The sequence below is a fragment of the Myxacorys almedinensis A genome (assembly GCF_010091945.1).
GTDB lineage: Bacteria > Cyanobacteriota > Cyanobacteriia > Leptolyngbyales > Leptolyngbyaceae > Myxacorys > Myxacorys almedinensis.
Genome location: NZ_WVIE01000001.1, coordinates 1 through 20797, shown reverse-complemented (window position 1 = coordinate 20797; position 20797 = coordinate 1). Strand labels below are relative to the sequence as shown.

Sequence of the window (20797 nt, the reverse complement as noted above, 5' to 3'; positions counted from 1 at the left end):
CTTACCCTCTTAATACCGATTGATTGCCAAAATAAAATACGCCTGCCACGCAGCCAATCATCAACGTGGCTAATGTCGCTGCCCATAGCGCCTTCCAGCCTAGTTCGCTCAAGTCTTTGCGGCGAGACGGAATCAACGTTGCAAAGCCGCCGACAAAGATACCCACGGCAGGTAAATGAGCAAAACCACAGAGGGCATAGCTGACGACCAGCAAGCCGCGATCGCTAATTATACCCTGGCTTGCCAACTCCCCAAGGCGCTGATACGACGGCACTTCAGTCGTGAGAAAGCGACCGCCAATCAGCATCGACGCTTGCCAAAGCTCGTTCCAATCTCGCGATACGCCAGTTAGAAAGGTGAGCGGCACAAACAGCGCTCCCATAATGTTTTGCAGCGTCACCACCTGAAAAATCAGACCTATTCGCCGCAAAATCAAACTGTTGCTGTCTGCCAGAGACGCCAGATTGCCGAAAAATAGATTGACCAGAGCGATCAGCCCCAGAATGGCGATCAAGAGCGCCGCGATCGCGATTGCCAACTTTACCCCTTCCATGGCTCCGATGATCACACTTTCCATCGCATTGATGGTTTCAGCCGATTTTGCTTCTCTCTCATCGGGTTCGTCTGGCAACTTGCCCAAGGTCTTCGGCACTTCTGTTTCAGGAACCAATAATTTAGACATCACGAAACACGCCGGAATCGCCATAATAGACGCCGACACCAAGTGACCCGTAATATTTGGAAACGTTGGGCGCAACAGTCCGGCATACAGCGCTAACACAGTAGAAGCAATGCTGCCATAACAGGCTGTGAGAATGGCGCAGAGTTCGCTACGAGTCATATCAGCTAAAAACGGGCGCACCACCAGTGCCGATTCAATTCCCACAAAAATATTCGTGGCACCGCTCAGTGCTTCTGCGCCGCTCAGGTTCATTGCCCATCGAAACAGTTTGGCAAATGCCTGAACCACGGGCTGAATCAGCTTTAGGTGATAGAGCAACGACATCAACGCTGAGAAGAAAATGACGGAGGGCAACGCTCGAAAGGCAAAGACATACCCTAAACTGAGGCTTTCTGGACTCAAGCGATCGCCCGGTACGGGCACGTAGGGAGGGGTCACTGCACGAGCAATCCACCGCCCTACTAAGATGGGGCCGGGTGCAGTTGTGGGATTGGGAACCAGCAACGGACCAAAAATAAATCGTGCGCCTTCTTCGGTGGCATCTAATATGGCGTTGACGCTAGTACTGATGGCGCTCACCAGCGTGCGAGTTATGGGAAACGTAAAAATCAACAGTCCTAAGACTAGCTGTAGCCCAATTCCCCACAAAATCACCTTCCAGGGAATGATCCGGCGATTTTCTGACCCCAGCCAAGCAATGCCACACAGGGCAAAGATGCCAGCAAATGACAACAGATTTAACCAAGACATTAGCGGTACAGACCCATACAATCGTTCAATCGAATCTTTAGCAAATCTATCAGCATTCGGCTCAAATCTTGCAGCAAATTCGCCGGTGCTCGGTTGGGAGAACGCTGGGTCGAAACCTTCGCAGGAATTTCGCCGATGATATACCCCCACTTTTTTGCCAGATAAATTAGTTCAATTTCTACCGAACTGCCGGTTAATTCTTGAGTACTAAACAAATGTTGAGCCGCCTCTTTGCGAAATCCCTGTAACCCTGCCTGCATATCTCTATAGTTCAGGTTTAGAATTTTATGAGCTAGCAAATTAAAGACTCTTCTAGCGATTTTTTGACCTAGTTTCAGATCTTTGCCATTGCCCCTGGCCAAATTGCGACACCCGATCACAACATCATACGATCGCAGCTTTTCTACCAAGATATCCAAATGAGCCAAAGAGTAGGTCAGGTCGCCATCTAAATAGCAGATGATATCGCCATCGGTGTATTCGATGCCGCGTCGAATGGCGTATCCTTTGCCCACACGAGGGCTGTAAGACAGCAGTTCAATCTGCCGTGCTTTTGTGGCATAGAGACCGGCTGCGAGAATGTCTTTCGTGCGATCGCTTGATCCATCGTTCACGAAAATAAACCTGTAGTTGGGATGCTCGGCAATGTAGGGCAGCAGCGTCTCAAAGGTTTTTTGAATGCAAGCTTGGTTGTTATACACGGGCAAAATCACCGAGACTTGCCCTGTTGGTCTAAAGCGGGCAGAGACCGGCAAGTGGCTAGGGGGACGAAGCGACCTAAAATCGGGGTGGGAGGGGGGACGATTCACGGTGGGTTTGGGAATAGATGCCACGTCATAGACTGACTCAAGCGATACGAAATGGGTTTAGGGGTGTGTCAAGGGTGAAGGGGGGTAGTTAACCCAGCGACTCGACGTTGACACTCTACCAGGTTCTCTCCCGCGATTATGCTTCAGGAATTTAGCGAATTATCATAGCGCACATTGGCTGAAACCCACAAATTAAACAATCCGAAAAAACCCAGGCAGCGTCAGCCCGCCGATCGCGCTAGATCGGCGGTTGTCGCCGCTTGCCACCCAATGCGTTTGAGGAGTAGCGCCCACTGCGTCAGTGCTTCAGGATGAGACGGCTGATTTTTACCTAGCAACACGATGCCATCTTCAATGTGCAGCAGCCCATACTTATTCGTAGCCACGAGTTTGTCGATTTTTGGCACCGTCAGGCTAAGTGCCGTTCGGCTGTCTGCAAAGGCTTTACTATATTCAGCAAGCTGCCAGATATCTGCGATCGCATAATCGACCGCCGTTTTATCACCCCGATCATCGTAAATCTCGATCTGGGGCAGCCGCACAACTGCCCGTCGCGTCGAGACGTGAGGAATCAGGTAGGTTGTCGCCGAAACACTAGCATCCTGGGGAATCGCCTTCAGCACGCTGTAGAGGTGGGTGGCATGTTCCCACTGGCGCGTGATCGGCACAAACACCCAGGGGCGCACTGAGTCGGGAATGAGAAACGACAGGGAGCGATTGGGATTACTCGTCAAAATCACCACAAACGACACGATCAAACAGCCCTTCCAAACGTTCCGCACCTTGGCTGTAAAGTAGTCTGGATGGTGTGACCACCACACGATCGCACCGTAGAAAATGCCCGGAACCACTGCGATCGCATACCGCAGTTGCATCGAGAGTGCCGACATGCCCTTTTGCAGCATCAGCGACAAGAGCGGAAACCCTGCCACGAGCCAAGACACGCCCGACAGGGCAGGCACAAAAGCCAGGGGAAGCCAGTGCCCAATCAGATAGCCAATTTTGCGATCGAAAGGTAGAAACAAGCTAGACACCAGTTCTGCCGGATGGGTCAAAATGCCCCACAAGACTTGCAACGTGGATGGATTGGGCGAATCAACATACTGGGCAAAGCGGGTTGCCAAATACAGCCGCGAACTGTCTGCCGAAAAACTCGGCATGATCACCGTCGTAACAAATGCAACATAGCTAAAGCTCAGCACGCAGACGGCAACGCCAATTCTCGGATGACGACGGCTCACAATCAGATAAGCACCTATCCCAAACAAAATAATTCCGGCTTCTTCTCGAATGCCCAAAACCAACAGCACACCCAGCCAAAACCAGCCCCAGCGCTGCTTTTCCATAGCTAGCAAAGTGCCAAACGCAAATAGAGGAATCTGGCAATGTTCATAAAAATTGGCAAGGGTAGGACTCACTACTGCGATCGCGCTGTAATAGCTGCCCACAATCCACAGCGACAATTGTGGTGCCAGATAGTGCCGCGCCAAGCCGTACAGCACGAGTCCCCCGGCTGCCATCAAGCCAACTTGCAGCACAATCAGCGTCACAGGATGGGGAAACACCCGATAAAGTGGCAGCCACAGCAAAAAATCTAGAACAAGGTGCTGACCCAGATGAACAAATGACACCGTTGGTGTTGCGCCGTCTGCCAAGGTTGCGATCGAGTTAGCCGACGTGAGCGAACTTTGAAACCAACGCCCATGGGATGTATTCCAAAAAAGCTGATTAAACAGCCCATGATCATAAGACGCATAGAACGTAAAGTAACGATGCAAGGCAAGCAGCAAGACACCGCAAAAGAAAATTGCAGCCAGCCATAATGCCCGTTTCAAACCAAGCTGATCGGGTTTAGGAAGCAACAACTTAAAAGCAGCCGGGAATTTCAGCGTAGCCATGAAGCTGTTTTAAGAAGGGTTTCAGCGATGAGTTGTAAGCAACTATACCGTAATTTGCAAGCCTGAAATTTGCTAGTCTGACTGGCACAAAACTGCACCAACTCTCCTTGCCCAATGCGTCACTTAGATGTCCGATGTCATAAAAAAGTCGAGGTTCGGATTTGACGAGCCATTAAAAAACCCCTCCATACAACGAAGGGGTTTCAAACAAGGCAGCGTCTCCGCTTACTTCTTCTTGCGACCTCTAGCACGGCGACGCATGAGGGCAGCAAAGCCAACCGCCGCTCCCGAACCGATGATTGTAAACGGCTCCGGAATCGGCTCGCTGTCGTTATCACCCCCACCCCCAGCGGCGACGGCAATCCCCGCGATCGCACCTGCACCCAACAAGCCCAACGGCACCGTCAACCCCCCAGCAGAACCTCCTGCTGCAACCGGAGCGCCCCCAGGAGGCAACTGACCCACCGGCGGCACCACGCTTTCTGCCGGTGGAATGGCAGCCGTAGCAGGCGTGTCACCTCCACCAATGGGGCAGGCTGTATCTCGCAGCCGCACAATAAAGTCGTCGAAGTCCCGGTCTTGCTGCTCACGATCGCGCACCAAACTCGAACCCGTGTCATCCCAGGCGAGAGACACGCCTTCGCCCTGGCAGAAATTCGCTGGATCTCCGCTAAACGCCACCTGGCGCTCTTGTCCAGCGTTCATCACATCGCTAGAATACACTGTGCCTGTAGGACGACCATTGTAAACAGACTCTAAATAGAACACGTAGTTCGTATTTGCCTTAAACGTGTAGGTTGCTGAAGGATTGGCTACAGCGCCCCCCGCAGTTCCCAGAAAATCTACCGGTTGCCCAGCATTATTAACCTTGGTAGACGGGTTAAAAATACTGGCGGGCTGATCCGCCGGTTGAGTTTCGATCAAAAGGGGCGTCTTCTCGTTCGTATCGAGGTTGATGACTCCGAACGTAGACTGATATGCCCCGTGCGACTCAACAAAGTTTGTTTCCAAAGTCGTGTCTTTATTAAATCGCACACCACTGTTTCCAAGTGACATATCAGCTGCGATCGCTGAAACGCCGAGAGTGCTGGCTAACCACCCCACAGTTGCACTTAGGGCAAGCGCTGGGAGATGACGTTGCCGCTCAGAACGGGCATTTCTAGAGGAAAAGAGTTGAAAGCCACGGGAGCTAGCCTGCTTTCCGAGTTTTCTTGAAATGGGAATGTCTTCTAGCACCATTAACCTAAACGCTACAAAAACTTCTATAGAAAGACCATTCGGGATGCGAACCAGGAAACCGACTGCCGCTTGTGTTAACCCTGACAAAGGGAGTTCAGGACAAGAATCTAAATACCTTTGTTTCTGATCAGTGTAAAAATCTTATGGAACGCTACACATCGTCCGCACGGTGGATCAGCCTTTTGGAAGGCTTGTATCGCTAGGACTATGCCAAGACTGATTTTTTCTAGCTATTTCGAGCTATCTTGCCCCAAGAAAGGAGGGTGATGATCTCTGTAAGGCTGATCCGGAGGATGTTTAAGAGCTTTATCAGGGCTTTATGATGTTATGAATCCTTGAGTTTTGCGTAATTTTTGGGGTAGGCATTGCGTCAAGTGTAACGATTTCGACACGCTTCTTAATGAATTGGGGCTGCGCCCTGCTTTGACAGGCAATCGAAATTTAGAGGAAGCGTAAGATCTGGCAGCATAACCGAATTGGAGGTGCGATCGCTGCCTAACCTAGTAGATTGTCAACGTTGAGTGGAGGGGTAGAGGGGTGAGAGGGTAGAGGGGCAGATGGAGATGTTACCCATCGACTCATCCACTCATCTACTCATCGATTCCCAGTCCATCATTTCAATCTTGACAGACCACTATCCGCTCTCTAGTGAGGTTAATTTTAGGTTCAACCAATTTAGGATTCAACCAAATTAATATTCAACCAACGTCACGATCGGCACATCTGGCAACCGTTGCCGCCCTTTCAAGGCTGTCAACTCGATCACAAACGCACATCCAACCAACTCACAGCCAATATTTTGAACTAATTTTGCCGTTGCCCCTGCCGTTCCTCCCGTTGCGATCAAATCATCCACAATCAAGATGCGGCAGCCCGTTGTAAACGCATCTTTGTGCATCTCCAAGCAATCGGTTCCATACTCCAACTCATACTCCACCGAGTGCACCGCCGCCGGAAGTTTGCCAGGTTTGCGAACAGGAATAAACCCAGCCCCCATCCGATAGGCAAGAGGCGTTCCAAAGATAAAGCCGCGTGACTCCATGCCAACGATGTAATCAGGAGCAAATGCTCCACATTTTTCAGCCAGCAGATCGATCGTGTATTTCAACCCTGCCGGATCTTGCAGCAGGGTTGTAATGTCCTTAAACACAATTCCAGGTTTCGGAAAATCGGGAATTTCGCGAATTAGCGCTTTTATATCCATTGGGAAAGTAGAACAAAGGGTACGTGATGGGTTATCCCATAAGTTGGCTTTCTTGTCACGATAGGGCGTCACCAATTGCCGCATTAAGCGATTGATTTTTGAAGCGTTTTGATCTTGGCGTTATAAGCTATATAGTGCATTGAGCGTTTTATAAGACGTTATAAATTGATGGATCAGTGGTTTGATCAACTCCTCAATTAACTCCATAATTACCTTCATGATGTAATTAAAGTGTAATTAAATTGTGTAATCAATTTAAGCAAATTGATTGGATAATCAATCTGAATCAATCCAATAAATCCGATAAATAATGGGTGAATACTGCTCATTGCATCGCCAAGCTTCGAGGGATCGTTATGACTCTGGCAAACCACCTCAAACGGCAACGAGTAAAGCACATTGTCAGCAGCTATCAGCTTGATGGATCTGACGTTGAACTCTGCAACCATACTATAAATGCCTGGTTAGAGTGCTACCCGGCTGCCTGGATCGAACTCGCGATCGCTGATACGATCGCTCACCACTGGGCAACCCTTCCCCTGCCGCGTGGAACCGCTCTGTTTACGAAGATTCACGAACGGCTCCAGCAATGGGATGCGACCGGCATTGCTAGCGTGCTCAGCCCCGACGAGTTTCAACACATCACCGGGCTAAATCCTAATTCCGTGTTCGAGCCTCTTGATCCGCCATCGATCGCTCGTTGCTAAGATTGACCCATATTCTCCCGTACCCAGTGAACCATTTTGGGCAGAAATGGGTCTAAACCATAGTGCGTCTCAGTTAAGGGAACCCAATCAGTTCACCAAACCCTAGATCCCTGGGCTTTACACTCTGAGCTTTACACGATGCGGAGAATGATGCGGAGAATTCATCAGTGGTAGCAGATACAATGCCCTTTGCAAGATTTCCTAGAACGGAATTGCAGAGCAATGTTCAGAGGAGTGCGGTGCAAGCTAGAGATCCTTCAACCAACGACTCCGAATGTTCGGATAACGCTTTGATCCGGCAGTGCGTTGCTGGCAATGCGGATAGCTTTCGCTGGTTGTATCAGCGCTATCATCAAAAGGTGAGGGCATTGCTATATCAGCTTTGCGATGCAGCTACCCTCGATGATTTGGTGCAGGAAGTGTTTTTGCGAGCCTGGAAGGGATTGCCAAAATTTCGCCAATCTTCTCAGTTTTCCACTTGGCTCTACCGCATTGCTTGCAACGTTGCGTCTGATCAGCGTCAACTGTTAGCCAAGGGGCGATCGCGCTTCGACTCCCTCAAGCAACAGAGTGCCGCTCAGCAAGATGCCCCCGACCTGATGCATCTTCACTACCAAGATATCGTCCAGCGAGGCTTGCAGCAGCTTAGTTTCGAGCATTGCACTATTTTAGTCATGCACGATTTAGAAGATATTGCCCAAAAAGAAATTGCCGAGGTTTTAGAAATTCCCTTAGGCACGGTGAAATCCCGTTTATTTCATGCCCGTGCCGCCATGCGCCAGTTTTTACACCGAGAAGGAGTCCAGCAGCTATGACCCACGACCCAGACGAGGATCAAGATTTGGTCTCGTTTCTGAAACACCATCGCCCGATGCCACCGCCAGCGTCTGCGTCTCTTGAGCATCAGATCATGAGGATGGTGCAGGGGCGCGATCGCGTCGTTCGCCCGATGCGCTGGTGGGCATCCGGAGCGCTCTTGCGGTTGGCGTTACCGATCGCGGCGGGGTTAGTCGGTGCTGTTGCGATCTATCAAACGACGCGACCTGCATCGTTTAGCACTACAGAGGTGGCTAGTTTAGAAGCGTTTATCGAGACGAGTTGGCTAAATTCGGTATCGGGCGTTTCCACAACTGCCACCGATACGTCTGCTCAAGAGTTTCTAGCGTTGGTTGAACCTTTAGCTAGCGAATAGCTGATTTGATTTAGGAGAAGTTCCATGATTCGTCGCGTTTCTGCGATCGCTGCCCTAATTGCCGTGGTAGGAGGTGCGCTTACCTTTCGAGAACTAGCAGCGCAAACTGTCTTTCGCTCCGCATCTCCGACGCTCGCCCCCCCGCCCAATTTGGCGGAAGCCCCCATCGAGCCTCTCTTCGCCCAAACCGAACCGGGGCAGCCTAAGAAGCGTTCGGGCATGGGCTGGCTAAAAGAATTAAACCTGTCTGCGGATCAGATGCAGCGCATTCGAGCAGTGCGAGAAAAGTACCGCGATCGCATCGGCACGGGTAGACAGGCAGAACGCCAAGCCCAGCAAGAACTCCGAAGCTTGATGGCAGGCGATGCCTCTAGAGAGCAAGTTCAGGAAAAGTATCGCCAAGTCAAAGCTCTGCGCTCCCAAGTCACCGATGCCCAATTTGAGAGCATGGTAGACATGCGCGATGTGCTCAGCCTAGAGCAGCGCCAGAAATTTGCAGAACGGATGAGAAAACAGCGCGATGGTCTCCAAGAACGGATGCAAGAGCGGGTTCGAGGTTAGGAGAAGCATCGGTGGAATTTTTCTATCTCCATGGGTTTGCATCAAGTCCGCGATCGACCAAAGCCCGGGATTTGTACACTCGGCTGGCAGGTTTCCAGCCGCATCGCCCCCGGTCAGGTATCCCCCTCCACATTCCTGATCTCAATCAAGGCGATTTCACCCATCTCACCTTGACGCGCCAACTGCACTACGTTCGCTCTCTGCTTCCACCCTCGCCCACAACCATCATCGGCTCTAGCTTTGGCGGGTTGGCTGCCGCTTGGCTGGCAGAATATTGCCCCCAGATCGAGCGGCTGATCCTTCTTGCGCCTGCCTTCCGCTATCTTGAGCACTGGTTGCCCTCTCTCGGAGATGCCCAACTCCAGCAATGGCAAGCTGGGCAGCCCTTACAGGTTTATCATCATGGAGCAGAGCGTTGGTTGCCGTTGGCGTATGAGATTGTGAGCGATCTCCAGCAGTACCGCGAGTCAAACTTGCAGAAACCTGTTCCTACCTTGATTTTGCATGGGGTTCACGATGAAGTGATCCCGGTTCAGGTTAGTCGAGATTACGTCCGCGATCGCCAACCTCAAGCGCGCCGTTTTTCTGAAGATGCACTCCGCACTTATCGCGCCTGGGTTCACCTGATCGAACTCAACAGCAACCATGCCCTGACCGACCAAAGCAGCCGAATTTGGCAAGAAATTTGTCAATTTTGTTTTCACTAAATTAATATTTATGTACTACTCAAACGGAGATTGCTATCCTGGAACCCGATCTACTGGGGACATTGCACCCCGTTTCTGGTGCGATCGCATCCATAAAGTATTATTTATTTTTCTAATTGCCCCGAAAAACCAGTAATTTCACTCAACCGCATCTCAGGAAAGTGAATATAATAGGGACTTCCGAATTGTTGTGCGGATGCTTTGCTGTTAGCGATCGCACAATTTTAGGGAAACTCACCCATAGCAGCGTTTTCAGCAGGGTTTTGGGTTTGGTTAAAGGCACAATTTGCAGAATTCAGAAGTTTAGGTAATTATCTATCTTGCAAGTGACAAGTTCAGAAGAGAAATTCGCTATGTTTGAGAGATAGCCAAATTCGTTTTTGAATTCTGATATTGTCCAAGCGCTGGTCTAGTTTATCCAGCACGGCATGTCCAGGTTAATATTCCCAAGGAACTTCTTAGTATGGAACCGGAATTGAAGCAAGCGGAGTACTCTAACAACTCCCCCACCAATGTCGCTGAGCCTACGACCCCTGCCATTACCCTAGATGACGCAGGTTCTCTAGCGACCGTTTCTTCTGAGCAAAATGAGCAATGGCGACAAGTAGGTGAAAAAGCCTATACCATCCTAGCAGGGCTACCAGAGTACTTAGGAGCCTTTTTCTCCGAGTATCGTAGACCTCTGATCACGTTAGGTCTGGTTTTTGGCTCAATCGTGTCTGTAAAGATGACCTTAGCGCTGCTCAGCGCGATTAACGACGTTCCCCTATTGCAGCCAACGTTTGAATTGATTGGGTTAGGATACAGCGCGTGGTTTGTCTATCGCTTTTTGCTGAAAGCCTCTAACCGTCAGGAATTAGGTCAAGAATTTAACAAGGTTAAAGAGCAAGTAGTTGGCGACAAATAGTCTCTCAACCTAGATGCAACCTGGTAAGGGGCGCAAAAGTGCCCCTTATTTTTTTAGGCAATAATACTTACTTCAATCAAACCAGGGGCATTGATCAGTCTTTGGATTTTTCTTTAGAATTTTTCAGTGTCTCAAAGCGTCCTCCTGCCCTCTCTTGACCTTTGGCTCGACTTCCTTCATATTCGATCAATATCTACCTATGCCAATCCAGATTGACCTATTCTTTCGCTTTCTTTGGCAGAAAAAGTAACGCTTTATCACAACCAGGCACAGAGGCGTGAGAAATTCGGTCTGGTAGTGATAATTTATTGTTCATCGTGAAGGCGAGTTATGCGACTGAGATTTTTAGCAGCGATCGGGGTCAGCGTCATGATGGCGCTCCCGGCTCAAGCACAAGTAACAGAAGCGCAAGTAGGACGAGTGGTAGAAGCGCTGCGCCAAGCCTCAAAGCCCGAAAAACCCTCTCCCAATTTGTACAGCGATTGGCAGGTTGAGCCTGCTAACGTTGCCCGTTGGTCAAAATTGTGCCTGGGGCGCGAAGTGACACCGCTCCAGTTTCAAACCGATTCGGCAACGGCGCGATCGCTGGTCACCTGTGTGGTGAGCGATATTCTCAAACAGGAATACAAAGCCAGCCGCAATAATGAGGCGTTGGCAGTTCAGCGGGTGGCAGCCTGGTGGCTCACAGGCGATGCCAATCGATACGCCAGTCGGGAAGCGGCACCGTATGTGCAGAAGGTGAGCAGCGCTTATCAAGCAGGGGGTTCGGTGGCGGTTTCGCGCCCAGCCCTGCCCGTTGCAAAACCTGCCGCTAAACCTGTGGTAGAGGCGGCACCAAAGCCAGGGCGCGGGCAGCCAGCCACTTTCTACGATCGCTACATGCAAACGGGCTACGCCGCCGTACAGCGCAAAGACATGCAGACCGCCATGCTCTACTTCAAGCGAGCGCTAGACGAGCGTCCGCAAGATAGGTTTGCGTCTCAAGCTATCCGGAACATGGAGGCGTTTAGCAAGCCCAATCGTGCTACGATTCCGGCTCCAAACCCGTCTAAGCCATCCCCTCCTCCGGTGAACCGTTAGCCCCAGGGGTTTCTACTGGCGATCGCGGTATTCCTGTTTATTGTCTGGTTGAAAAAATTCTATGAACTGTTTCTTAAAATGTTTGGTTGTAGGGGCTATGTTTGCTGCCTATAGCCCTGCTGTGGGTGCAGTCGAGTGGACGAAAATTACCGAAAATTCGGTGAATGACAAGTTCTTTGTGGATGTCAGTTCGATTCAGCGTAATGATGCGATCGTTTGGTATTGGGAATACCGCGAGTTTCCAGAACCCAACAATGCGCTATTAGAAACGGAGGTGGATCAGCCGCTTTATGGCGCAGTAATGCGGTGGTCAGTCGATTGTACGAGCAAGGCGCAACGGCTGAGAAAGGTAAATGCCTATACCAAAAATCGGCAGTTGATCCAGAAGTTTGATTATGGGGATGGGGGTACGCTGAGTCAGCCAAAGCGGGGCAGCAGTGCGTATACGATTGTCAACTATGTGTGCAGTCCAGAAACGAGTTCTCCGAGCAAGCCACCTCAGGTGCAGTGAGACCGAGGGGACGCCGCTAGCGGAGCAGTCGAGAAAAAGACGTTGCGGTTTTCTCACTGCTCGTGGGGCTTAACCGCGATTGCGCTCTAGGAGCAGCATCATTAACAAGCTGAGCAACACTTGGGCTTCTTCGCGATCGCTGAGTTGATCGATTTGTTGGATAGAGAACACCCTCGACAAAAAGGTGGGTTGCTTGGAAAGCCGCATCACGGTTTTGCCGTTGGGGCGGCTCACAATATAAGTCGGGTTAAAGAAGTATCCGGTAAAGATGCCAACGACAGGAACCTCTGCAAACAGCGTATCGATGACTTTAATCCAAGGGTTTTCTTCTTGAATGGTAAAAGCGGCGGCATCTCCGTCTAAGATGTCGTAGTGGGCGCGCCAGAGCGATCGCAGCCCCTGCCGTTTGACTGCACCTATGGGTTTGCCGTCGGCATCTGAAAAGTGGTAGCACGCCGAAAAGTCGATGATGCGATCGGCTTTGATGTCATAAATGAGGGTGTTGCGTTGGCTGTCAGAGAACACGTTGATCGCCTCTTTGAGCTTGAACAGCTTTTGGCGGACATACAAAACAACGGTACCTTGAGCGTTTTTGACAGAGATTTGGGGAGCCAATGCCCAAAATTTGAAGGTGAGTTCTAGGGGATATTGCATAGGGGTGTAGGGTAGAAAAGGTCTAAACTCAGTTGTTCCCCAGGCAGACAAATCGCCAACAGGAAGCGATCGAGTAGTTTCACCCAAGTTTTGATCAAGGCTTGACCCTGGCAAGGGGGCGATAGCTCGAATAAAAATGTGCAACAAAAAGACGCAGTAGTGAGGCTGCGTCTAGGTTTAAGATCATGCACAAGAGCAATAATGAGATGAATAAATTCAGTGCGATCGCACTGAATCGCACTGAATTTAGATCATAGAGAGCTTATCTGAGATACTGAGCCTCAGCTTCAAGCAATTTCAACAAATTCTCGTCTCCTCTCGCTCTTGCAGTTTCGATGCGACGCTGAAGATTTTTCTGGAGATTGGCGCGGTGAAGGTTGGAAATTTCTGCGGAATTAAGGCGATTTCTGTTCATTGTAAACATTCCTCAAGTTAAATTCATGCATGTCTGTTTTATTCTAACACTTGAAAATCAAACGGTAGTGTAAGCTACCAAACTTAACACGCCAATCGATTCCTTTTGGCAAATTAGCACCGTGTTAAACTAGCAACAATTGAGGCTCTATATGGTTTTGACGCTGCTAACTGACTTTGGGTTGAGTGATGGGTATGTGGGGGTTCTTAAAGGCACAGTCGCGGCGATTGCTCCTTCGTTATCAATCATCGATCTGACGCATCAAATTTCGCCTCAAGATGTAGACATGGCGCGGTTTCAGTTGATGACTGCCTATCCTTACTTTCCGCCGGGGACGGTGCATGTGGCGGTGGTCGATCCCGGTGTGGGGAGTGTACGGCGCGCGATCGCCATTGAGTGTGAAACTGGATTTTTGGTAGGGCCGGATAATGGCATATTTAGTGGAGTTTTGAGCCAGAACCCTGCGGTGGCGTGTGTTGAGCTTACCAACTCTGCCTACTGGCGAACGCCTACGCCCAGCCCCACGTTTCATGGACGAGATATTTTTGCGTCTGTGGGTGCTTATTTGGCGCGCGGGGTGCAATTGCGCCATGTCGGAGCCGCGATCGCGATCGATTCGCTAGTGCAGCTTCCGATTCCAACCGCGATCGCAACGCCCACCGCTGTGGAAGGCGTAGTGCAAGCGATTGATCACTTTGGCAACCTCATCACCACGGTTCGAGGGGAGCAAGTTGCCGATCGCACCTGGTCAGTCGAGTGCGATCGCACTCGCTATCCCGGACAGCGAACCTATGCCGATGCCGATCCCGGAGAGGTGGTTGGGCTGGTCGGCAGTCATGGATGGGTGGAGATCGCCGTGAACCGGGGCAACGCTCAAGCGCACCTGGGATTGGTCGTGGGTAGCCCGATCGTGATCAGGTTTGCTGAGCCACCGATTTAACCAACGGTTCAAAAATGGGAATCAGGTCAAGATAACTGACCACTAACGTGGGAAACGATCGCTCCGTGTAATCGTTGCCCACCGTGAGGGGAAACATCGGCTCTGATGCTTCTGATTCTAGGGAATGCCAGACTGCGCCTGCCGCTTGCACAATCACCCAAACCGCCGCAATATCCCAAATTTTTGGAGTAGCCTCGACGCTGCCCAAGGTGATGCCTGCCCCCACCGAAAGCAAGTTATAGGTCGCCACGCCGAGGATGCGAATTTTGGCAGGAAACGGCGACTTGAGAAGACTGACGCTGCGAGCGCAGATATTGAAGAATTCATGGTGAGAGAGGGCGGCTTGGCTTGCCCGGATCGGCGCGTTGTTGAGAAATGCGCCAGACGGCATCGCCAGGTCTGAAGTGCCCCTCCAAAAGCCATGAAACGACTGCTGGATGGGCGGTAGGTAAACGTAGCCAAACACCGGAGTGCCGCGATAGAGCAAGCCTAACGAAATGCCCCAGAGAGGTAAGCCCCTGGCAAAATTGGTGGTGCCATCGATCGGGTCGATAATCCAGCACCATTCGGTATCTGGAAAAATATGTTCGACTTCTTCACTGAGGACGCCGTGATCGGGGAACGTGTGCGCGATCGCTCGCCGCAATTCTGCATCTGCCCACCGATCCGATTGGGTCACCAAGCTGCCGTCGGCTTTTTCGGAGGCGGTGGCGTGTCCAACGTCTTTGAGGAGTTGAGTGCCGATGCGGTGAGTAGTGGATTCGGCAAATGATTGAATCGTAGTCCAGAAGTCGGGCATGAACACAGCAATGAAGGATGAAAGAGTGCCAGCAGCCATCTTATCAGAGCAGGTCTTGGCAGGGTGAGGGTGGCACCCTTAGTTTAGCGATCGAAACCGATCTGTGGGGGGTCACGGCGATCAGCAGACTAATCGCCCTCATGGTTGAGCACCGCTGCGATCGCATCTTTCGCATTTGCCCGAAACTCTTGCACACTAACCCGGCTGAGCAACCCAACCGCCGCCACCATACAGCACGCCTGCAACGTAAATACCAATCCGTAAGCAACCACAAGATTGGTCGTCAGCCGTTTGCCTAGATCCAGCGTCGCCCCACCGATCACTGTAGATAGCCCTTTCGACAACGCCTGAGATAATCCCCACGCGCCGATAAACGTTCCCGCCGTTTCTGCTGCCGTGAGATCCAGCATGAGCGTAATTGCGCCCGTTGTTGTCACCCCAGATGCCAACCCAAAGATCAACAGCGCCATCTGCAAGGCTTTCGGATTTGCCGTAAACCCTGCCAAAATCACCCAAACTAGCGACGCGGCAGTTAAAATGCAGCCCCATTTTGCCGTTCTGCGTTTGCCAATGCGCGGACTCATGAAAAAGCCAGCCAGCATAATTCCCACTACTGTTCCCGTTCCCCAGAATGCATTCAAACTAGCGGTCTCTCCCAGCGTCATCTCAAACACATCGCCGCCGTAGGTCTCCAACACCGGATCTTGCATAAACAAGCCCATCGTCATAGCGACAAGAAACGTGAAAAAAAGCCGGGTCTGACGACTTGCCGTTAAAATGCGCCATGCCCTTTTTAGCGACAATTTTCCTTCAGGGTTAAACGCCACCGTGCGTGCTGCAAAGCGCGAATACTTCCGCTCAACGCCCCACGTCGCCACCCAGGCTAGCCCAAACACCACGAGCGGCACAATGACAAACAATCGATTGACCCCCGCCCGGATCGTCTCGATCGAGGCATCAATCGCGACTTGCCGGAGCAACACCCCGATCGCAATTGCCCCAATAATGGTTCCGCCAATCAGCATCGACCAATCGATCGCCACAATCTTCGAGCGATCCTCTTCTTCGGTCACATCGACTAATAGCGTGGCAAAGGGCGTCGAGCAAGCACCGACGGCAATTCCATACAGCCCAAACATGACCGCGAGAACGCCTAACCAACCATAGGTCTGCACCGTCCAGCCTGTCGCTTGCAAACTGGCTCCCGCTTGCCACATCACTTGCACAGAGAGATATGCCAGCGTGACCAAACTACCGGCTCCGATCAACACGTAGTTTGTCCGATGTAGCCCCCAAATCGGTTTGGTGTCTGAAAGTTGCCCAAACACAACGCGGGTAGGCGCAACAAACAGGGTTAATGCCAAAATCACCGTTGCGATCGTAGCGGGCACGCCCAGTTCTCGAATTAACACGCGGTTGAGCACCCCAAACACCAGCACTGACATCATGCCAAGCCCCATTTGAAATAAACCCAACCGGATCATCGTCACAATCCCGACTCTAGGTAGCGTCACGCCGCGATCGCCCGATGATGCATCTGAAAAGTTGTTCGTTTCCATGAAAATAAAAGTTCTCAAAAAATAATGTTAGGCACTTTGAGATGTGGGTCAAACCGTGAGGCTGTCTCTTAGAATCGCACAAACCTAGGATCGCATAAACCCGAATTCATCTCCACCTATGAGAGAGATTCAATTAGAAAGGGCAGAGCGCCCGCAAGATTTTAAAGCGCGTCCCTGAGTCGTCCGATCGGGGTTTTCCCTTACCCTGTCGGCTTTCCGCTTCTGCTAAATCACCAAGTCGAGCTTAGAATGTAAAAAGTTCACCTTTTGGGTTCCCCTCGGCGGCTGCAATGGCTTTTTCTTCGATTACTCGTGCGCTTGGTCGATCGCTTCTTGCGGCGGAGTTGCTCAAAAAACTGAACCAGCAAGGCTCTTTGCATCTCAGTGGTCTGGCCCGGTTACCCAAAGGGTTGGTGGCATCTACGCTGGCGCAAGCTCAATCACGTCCGCTTGTTGTGGTGACCTCGACGCTAGAAGAAGCGGGGCGGTGGAGCGCTCAGCTTGAGGCGATGGGCTGGCAGACGATGCAGTTTTACCCCACCTCGGAGGCGTCTCCCTACGAGCCGTTTGATGCAGAGGCAGAAATGACGTGGGGGCAGTTGCAGGTGTTGGCAGAGTTGGCGAAGCAAAGGGATGAAGGCGTCCCTCCTCGCGAAGCCGATCAAAAAACTCCCTCCTCGCTTGCGACTCCGAAGGACGTTCGCTTTGCGATCGTTGCCACCGAACGCGCCCTCCAACCCCATTTACCGCCTGTCGAAGCCTTTGTGCCTTACTGTTTATCTCTCGAAAAAGGGCAAGAACTGAATCTCAATGGGTTGAGCGAAGAATTAGCGCGGTTGGGCTATGAGCGGGTAAATTTGGTTGAAACCGAGGGACAGTGGAGCCGTCGGGGAGACATTGTTGATGTGTTTCCGGTCGCGTCTGAGTTGCCAATTCGGCTGGAGTTGTTTGGCGATGACTTGGATCAGATTCGGGAGTTTGACCCGTCTACGCAGCGCTCTCTCGATCGCATTGACAAGATTATTCTCACGCCTACGAGTTTTTCACCGATTATTCAATCTTGCCTAACTGCCGAACTTCTCGCGCCTTACCTTTCACCCGAAGAGCAAGAGCGCTTTGATGATGGGCAACCGCTTGAAGGATTGCGACGCTTTTTAGGCTTGGCGTTCCCGCGTCCGGCATCGCTGTTGGACTATTTGCCAGAAACTACGCTGATTGCGATCGACGAACCGGATATGACGCAGGCGCACAGCGATCGCTGGGTCGAACATGTGGAAGAACAGTGGCAGGAAGTGAGCGCCAAACAGCCGTTGCCCAAGATTCATCGCTCGTTTACAGACTCGTTGGCGGAGGCTGAACGATTTGAGCGGCTGTATCTCTCCGAACTGGCGGAAGAACAGAATGGGCTGAATTTGGCGAGTCGCCCGGTTGCGGCGATTCCGCATCAGTTTGCGCGGTTGGCAGAGACGCTGAGAGGAGAGCGCGATCGCAACTTTGCCATCTGGCTGGTGTCGGCGCAACCCTCGCGATCGGTGGCGTTGCTGCAAGAACACGATTGCCCCGCTCAGTTTGTGCCCAATCCACGAGATTATCTGGCGATCGATAAACTGCAAATTCAGCATGTCCCCGTTGCCGTCAAATATTCAGGATTGGCAGAACTTGAAGGCTTCATTCTGCCGACGTTTCGTATCGTTGTCATCACGGATAAAGAATTCTTTGGGCAGCAAACGCTGGCAACCCCGACCTATGTTCGCAAACGTCGCCGCGCCGCGTCTAAGCAAGTCGATCCAAACAAGCTCCAACCCGGAGATTATGTCGTTCATAAAAGTCATGGAATTGGGCAATTTATCAAGCTCGAAAGCCTGACGATAAATCAAGAAACGCGGGAATATCTGGTACTGAAATATGCAGACGGATTACTTCGAGTCGCTGCCGATCAGTTAGGATCGCTGTCTCGATTTCGGGGAGTGGGCGATGCCAAGCCAGAACTCAACAAAATGTCGAGCAAGGCTTGGGAGAAAACGAAGAGCAAAGTTCGTAAAGCCGTTAAAAAAGTGGCGGTGGATCTGCTGCAACTTTATGCCCAACGCGCTCAGCAGCAAGGCTTCACCTATCCGACCGATCTGCCGTGGCAAGCCGAGATGGAGGATTCGTTTCCCTATCAGCCCACGCCCGATCAGCTAAAAGCCACCCAAGATGTCAAACACGATATGGAAAGCGATCGCCCGATGGATCGCCTGGTGTGCGGGGATGTGGGATTCGGCAAAACGGAAGTGGCGATTCGCGCGATTTTCAAAGCCGTCACCGCCGGAAAGCAAGTGGCAATGCTTGCGCCCACGACCATTCTGACGCAGCAACACTATCACACCCTAAAAGAACGGTTCGCGCCCTACCCGATTCAAGTCGGATTGCTCAATCGATTCCGCACCCCCGACGAACGAAAAGATATTCAGCGACGATTAAGCACGGGCGAACTTGATATCGTGGTCGGCACTCATCAATTGCTCGGAAAAGGAGTCGCGTTCAAAGATTTGGGCTTGCTCGTGGTGGACGAAGAACAACGATTTGGAGTTAATCAAAAAGAGAAAATTAAATCCCTAAGAACGCAAGTCGATGTTCTCACCTTAAGCGCGACACCAATTCCGCGAACGCTCTACATGGCGCTTTCAGGTGTGCGAGAAATGAGCTTGATTACAACGCCGCCGCCTTCTCGCCGCCCGATCAAAACGCATCTCTCTCCTTACGATCTAGAAATGATGCGATCGGCGATTCGGCAAGAACTCGATCGCGGCGGACAGGTCTTCTACGTTGTGCCACGAGTCGAAGGCATTGAAGAGATCTCAGCCCGCCTGCGAGAAATGATTCCGGGAGCCAGGATTGCGATCGCGCATGGTCAAATGCCGGAGTCGGAACTCGAATCGGTGATGCTTACCTTTGGCGGCGGCGAGGCTGACATTCTCCTCTGCACCACAATCATCGAATCGGGGTTAGACATTCCCAGAGTCAACACCATTTTGATCGAAGACGCTCAGAAATTTGGGCTGTCGCAGCTTTACCAACTGCGGGGACGAGTCGGACGGGCAGGCATTCAGGCTCACGCGTGGCTGTTCTACCCCAAACAACATCAACTCTCAGACGCGGCACGGCAGCGATTGCGGGCACTCCAAGAATTTACGCAACTCGGTTCGGGCTATCAGCTTGCGGTTCGAGATATGGAAATTCGCGGTGTGGGTAACTTACTCGGTGCCGAACAATCGGGACAAATGGACGCGATCGGCTTCGATCTTTATATGGAAATGCTGCAAGACGCGATCCGAGAAATCCGAGGTCAGGAAATTCCGCAAGTAGACGATACGCAGATCGATCTACAACTCACGGCATTTATTCCCGCCGATTACATTCCCGATCTCGATCAAAAGATGAGTGCGTATCGAGCCGTGGCAACTGCCCAATCGAAGCAAGAACTGACCCAAATCGCGGCAGACTGGAACGATCGCTATGGCACCATTCCGAGCGCCTCTCAGCAACTCTTGCGCGTGATGGAACTCAAACAAGTCGCCAAAAAACTCGGTTTCTCCCGCATCAAACCCGAAGGCAAACAGCATGTGATTTTAGAAACGCCGATGGAAGAACCCGCGTGGAATCTGTTAAAAGAAAACTTGCCAGACCATCTGCGATCGCGCTTTGTCTTCACGTCTGGAAAAGTCACGGTGCGAGGCTTGGGAATGCTAAACGCCGATCAGCAATTGTCGAACTTGATCGATTGGCTTAGCCGAATGCAGGGAGCCTTACCCGAACTCGCCTTGGTATAGCGTTGTCAAATCTAAAATATGACTATGAACACCATAAAGCAAACCATCGAGTCACTTTTGGCAAAGCTTCCGGATGGCTGTTCGATCGAGGATGTTCAGTATCATCTCTATGTTTTGGCTAAAATCCAACAGGGGTTAGAAGCCGCAGAGACTCAAGGAACAGTGACTCAAGCAGAAGCGGAAGAGCGCTTGAATAAATGGCTTACTTAAGGAGTTTTAGGAGAGCAAACGGTCAGTGAAGCAGATAAAGATTATGAATTGAAAGTGCTGAAACTGATGCTCAACACCTACTTAACGTCAGTTCGGTTTAACGCGAAGGCAGCAAATTATAGTCAATGGCAATCGCAGGCTTCTTCGGTTGATGGCAATAG

The 20797-nt window shown here is 51.3% G+C and carries 20 protein-coding genes; 11 read left to right on the top strand and 9 right to left on the bottom strand.

Annotated elements, in window-relative coordinates:
• Position 1 precedes the first annotated feature (1 nt).
• From GS601_RS00095 to GS601_RS00075, 5 genes are all read right to left on the bottom strand, one after another.
• Positions 2 to 1432 (bottom strand): NupC/NupG family nucleoside CNT transporter, encoded by a 1431-nt coding sequence (locus tag GS601_RS00095; protein ID WP_162421118.1) that lies wholly within the window; start codon positions 1430 to 1432, stop codon positions 2 to 4.
• A complete protein-coding gene (locus GS601_RS00090; RefSeq protein ID WP_162421117.1) occupies positions 1432 to 2265 on the bottom strand; it encodes a glycosyltransferase in 834 nt (277 codons plus the stop codon). The genes GS601_RS00095 and GS601_RS00090 overlap by 1 nt, the downstream gene beginning before the upstream one ends.
• A 197-nt stretch (positions 2266 to 2462) precedes the next feature.
• On the bottom strand, positions 2463 to 4139 hold the full coding sequence (locus tag GS601_RS00085; RefSeq protein ID WP_238392866.1) for a DUF2079 domain-containing protein: 1677 nt from the start codon (positions 4137 to 4139) through the stop codon (positions 2463 to 2465).
• A gap of 225 nt (positions 4140 to 4364) precedes the next feature.
• Positions 4365 to 5465 carry a PEP-CTERM sorting domain-containing protein gene (locus tag GS601_RS00080; protein ID WP_162421116.1) on the bottom strand — a complete coding sequence of 367 codons (1101 nt, stop codon included), beginning with the start codon at positions 5463 to 5465 and terminating at the stop codon, positions 4365 to 4367.
• Between the two features lie 604 nt (positions 5466 to 6069).
• Positions 6070 to 6582 carry an adenine phosphoribosyltransferase gene (locus GS601_RS00075; protein WP_162421115.1) on the bottom strand — a complete coding sequence of 171 codons (513 nt, stop codon included), beginning with the start codon at positions 6580 to 6582 and terminating at the stop codon, positions 6070 to 6072.
• Positions 6583 to 6938: 356 nt separating this feature from the next.
• Here GS601_RS00075 and GS601_RS00070 point away from each other — a divergent pair, with 356 nt between their 5' ends.
• The 8 genes from GS601_RS00070 (at position 6939) to GS601_RS00035 (ending at position 12247) form a co-directional block, all read left to right on the top strand.
• Positions 6939 to 7289 (top strand): hypothetical protein, encoded by a 351-nt coding sequence (locus GS601_RS00070; protein WP_162421114.1) that lies wholly within the window; start codon positions 6939 to 6941, stop codon positions 7287 to 7289.
• Between the two features lie 239 nt (positions 7290 to 7528).
• Entirely contained in the window at positions 7529 to 8104 is a 576-nt protein-coding gene (locus tag GS601_RS00065) for a sigma-70 family RNA polymerase sigma factor (protein ID WP_338016924.1), read from the top strand.
• Positions 8101 to 8481, top strand: a complete 381-nt coding sequence (locus GS601_RS00060) for a hypothetical protein (RefSeq protein WP_162421112.1) — start codon at positions 8101 to 8103, stop codon at positions 8479 to 8481. Before GS601_RS00065 ends, GS601_RS00060 begins: the two co-directional genes overlap by 4 nt.
• 24 nt (positions 8482 to 8505) lie before the next feature.
• Complete coding sequence (locus tag GS601_RS00055; protein WP_162421111.1) at positions 8506 to 9042, top strand: Spy/CpxP family protein refolding chaperone; 537 nt, start codon at positions 8506 to 8508, stop codon at positions 9040 to 9042.
• Between the two features lie 11 nt (positions 9043 to 9053).
• Positions 9054 to 9749 carry a YqiA/YcfP family alpha/beta fold hydrolase gene (locus GS601_RS00050; protein WP_162421110.1) on the top strand — a complete coding sequence of 232 codons (696 nt, stop codon included), beginning with the start codon at positions 9054 to 9056 and terminating at the stop codon, positions 9747 to 9749.
• A 463-nt stretch (positions 9750 to 10212) separates the two neighbouring features.
• Complete coding sequence (locus GS601_RS00045; RefSeq protein ID WP_162421109.1) at positions 10213 to 10656, top strand: CAAD domain-containing protein; 444 nt, start codon at positions 10213 to 10215, stop codon at positions 10654 to 10656.
• A gap of 330 nt (positions 10657 to 10986) precedes the next feature.
• Positions 10987 to 11736 carry a hypothetical protein gene (locus GS601_RS22760; protein WP_202924756.1) on the top strand — a complete coding sequence of 250 codons (750 nt, stop codon included), beginning with the start codon at positions 10987 to 10989 and terminating at the stop codon, positions 11734 to 11736.
• Positions 11737 to 11797: 61 nt separating this feature from the next.
• Positions 11798 to 12247 (top strand): surface-adhesin E family protein, encoded by a 450-nt coding sequence (locus GS601_RS00035; protein WP_162421108.1) that lies wholly within the window; start codon positions 11798 to 11800, stop codon positions 12245 to 12247.
• Between the two features lie 69 nt (positions 12248 to 12316).
• Here the strand turns inward: GS601_RS00035 and GS601_RS00030 are convergent, their stop codons facing one another.
• Both GS601_RS00030 and pirA read right to left on the bottom strand, forming a co-directional pair.
• Positions 12317 to 12988, bottom strand: a complete 672-nt coding sequence (locus GS601_RS00030; RefSeq protein WP_238392865.1) for an LURP-one-related family protein — start codon at positions 12986 to 12988, stop codon at positions 12317 to 12319.
• Between the two features lie 175 nt (positions 12989 to 13163).
• Positions 13164 to 13316, bottom strand: a complete 153-nt coding sequence (gene pirA, locus GS601_RS22755) for an arginine synthesis PII-interacting regulator PirA (protein ID WP_202924755.1) — start codon at positions 13314 to 13316, stop codon at positions 13164 to 13166.
• A gap of 151 nt (positions 13317 to 13467) precedes the next feature.
• On the opposite strand from pirA, the gene GS601_RS00025 reads away from it, so the two are divergent.
• Positions 13468 to 14256, top strand: coding sequence for an SAM hydrolase/SAM-dependent halogenase family protein (locus GS601_RS00025; protein ID WP_162421107.1), 789 nt, complete (start codon positions 13468 to 13470; stop codon positions 14254 to 14256).
• Here GS601_RS00025 and GS601_RS00020 read toward each other — a convergent pair.
• Both GS601_RS00020 and GS601_RS00015 read right to left on the bottom strand, forming a co-directional pair.
• The gene (locus GS601_RS00020) at positions 14231 to 15055 is read right to left on the bottom strand and encodes an inositol monophosphatase family protein (protein WP_162421106.1); all 825 of its coding nucleotides are present in this window, start codon (positions 15053 to 15055) and stop codon (positions 14231 to 14233) included. The genes GS601_RS00025 and GS601_RS00020 overlap by 26 nt on opposite strands.
• Positions 15056 to 15183: 128 nt before the next feature.
• Positions 15184 to 16614, bottom strand: coding sequence for a BCD family MFS transporter (locus tag GS601_RS00015; RefSeq protein ID WP_162421105.1), 1431 nt, complete (start codon positions 16612 to 16614; stop codon positions 15184 to 15186).
• Between the two features lie 290 nt (positions 16615 to 16904).
• Here GS601_RS00015 and mfd point away from each other — a divergent pair, with 290 nt between their 5' ends.
• Entirely contained in the window at positions 16905 to 20426 is a 3522-nt protein-coding gene (gene mfd / locus GS601_RS00010) for a transcription-repair coupling factor (RefSeq protein WP_162421104.1), read from the top strand.
• A gap of 18 nt (positions 20427 to 20444) precedes the next feature.
• Complete coding sequence (locus GS601_RS00005) at positions 20445 to 20636, top strand: hypothetical protein (RefSeq protein WP_238392864.1); 192 nt, start codon at positions 20445 to 20447, stop codon at positions 20634 to 20636.
• Positions 20637 to 20797: the final 161 nt, after the last annotated feature.

Coding starts and splice junctions, on each gene's coding strand:
- GS601_RS00025 (WP_162421107.1), top strand. CDS start 13,468: ATGGTTTTGACGCTGCTAACTGACTTTGGGTTGAGTGATGGGTATGTG.
- GS601_RS00055 (WP_162421111.1), top strand. CDS start 8,506: ATGATTCGTCGCGTTTCTGCGATCGCTGCCCTAATTGCCGTGGTAGGA.
- GS601_RS00075 (WP_162421115.1), bottom strand. CDS start 6,582: ATGGATATAAAAGCGCTAATTCGCGAAATTCCCGATTTTCCGAAACCT.
- GS601_RS00005 (WP_238392864.1), top strand. CDS start 20,445: ATGACTATGAACACCATAAAGCAAACCATCGAGTCACTTTTGGCAAAG.
- GS601_RS00070 (WP_162421114.1), top strand. CDS start 6,939: ATGACTCTGGCAAACCACCTCAAACGGCAACGAGTAAAGCACATTGTC.
- pirA (WP_202924755.1), bottom strand. CDS start 13,316: ATGAACAGAAATCGCCTTAATTCCGCAGAAATTTCCAACCTTCACCGC.
- GS601_RS00045 (WP_162421109.1), top strand. CDS start 10,213: ATGGAACCGGAATTGAAGCAAGCGGAGTACTCTAACAACTCCCCCACC.
- GS601_RS00085 (WP_238392866.1), bottom strand. CDS start 4,139: ATGGCTACGCTGAAATTCCCGGCTGCTTTTAAGTTGTTGCTTCCTAAA.
- GS601_RS00060 (WP_162421112.1), top strand. CDS start 8,101: ATGACCCACGACCCAGACGAGGATCAAGATTTGGTCTCGTTTCTGAAA.
- GS601_RS00020 (WP_162421106.1), bottom strand. CDS start 15,055: ATGCCCGACTTCTGGACTACGATTCAATCATTTGCCGAATCCACTACT.
- GS601_RS00035 (WP_162421108.1), top strand. CDS start 11,798: ATGAACTGTTTCTTAAAATGTTTGGTTGTAGGGGCTATGTTTGCTGCC.
- mfd (WP_162421104.1), top strand. CDS start 16,905: ATGGCTTTTTCTTCGATTACTCGTGCGCTTGGTCGATCGCTTCTTGCG.
- GS601_RS00095 (WP_162421118.1), bottom strand. CDS start 1,432: ATGTCTTGGTTAAATCTGTTGTCATTTGCTGGCATCTTTGCCCTGTGT.
- GS601_RS00015 (WP_162421105.1), bottom strand. CDS start 16,614: ATGGAAACGAACAACTTTTCAGATGCATCATCGGGCGATCGCGGCGTG.
- GS601_RS22760 (WP_202924756.1), top strand. CDS start 10,987: ATGCGACTGAGATTTTTAGCAGCGATCGGGGTCAGCGTCATGATGGCG.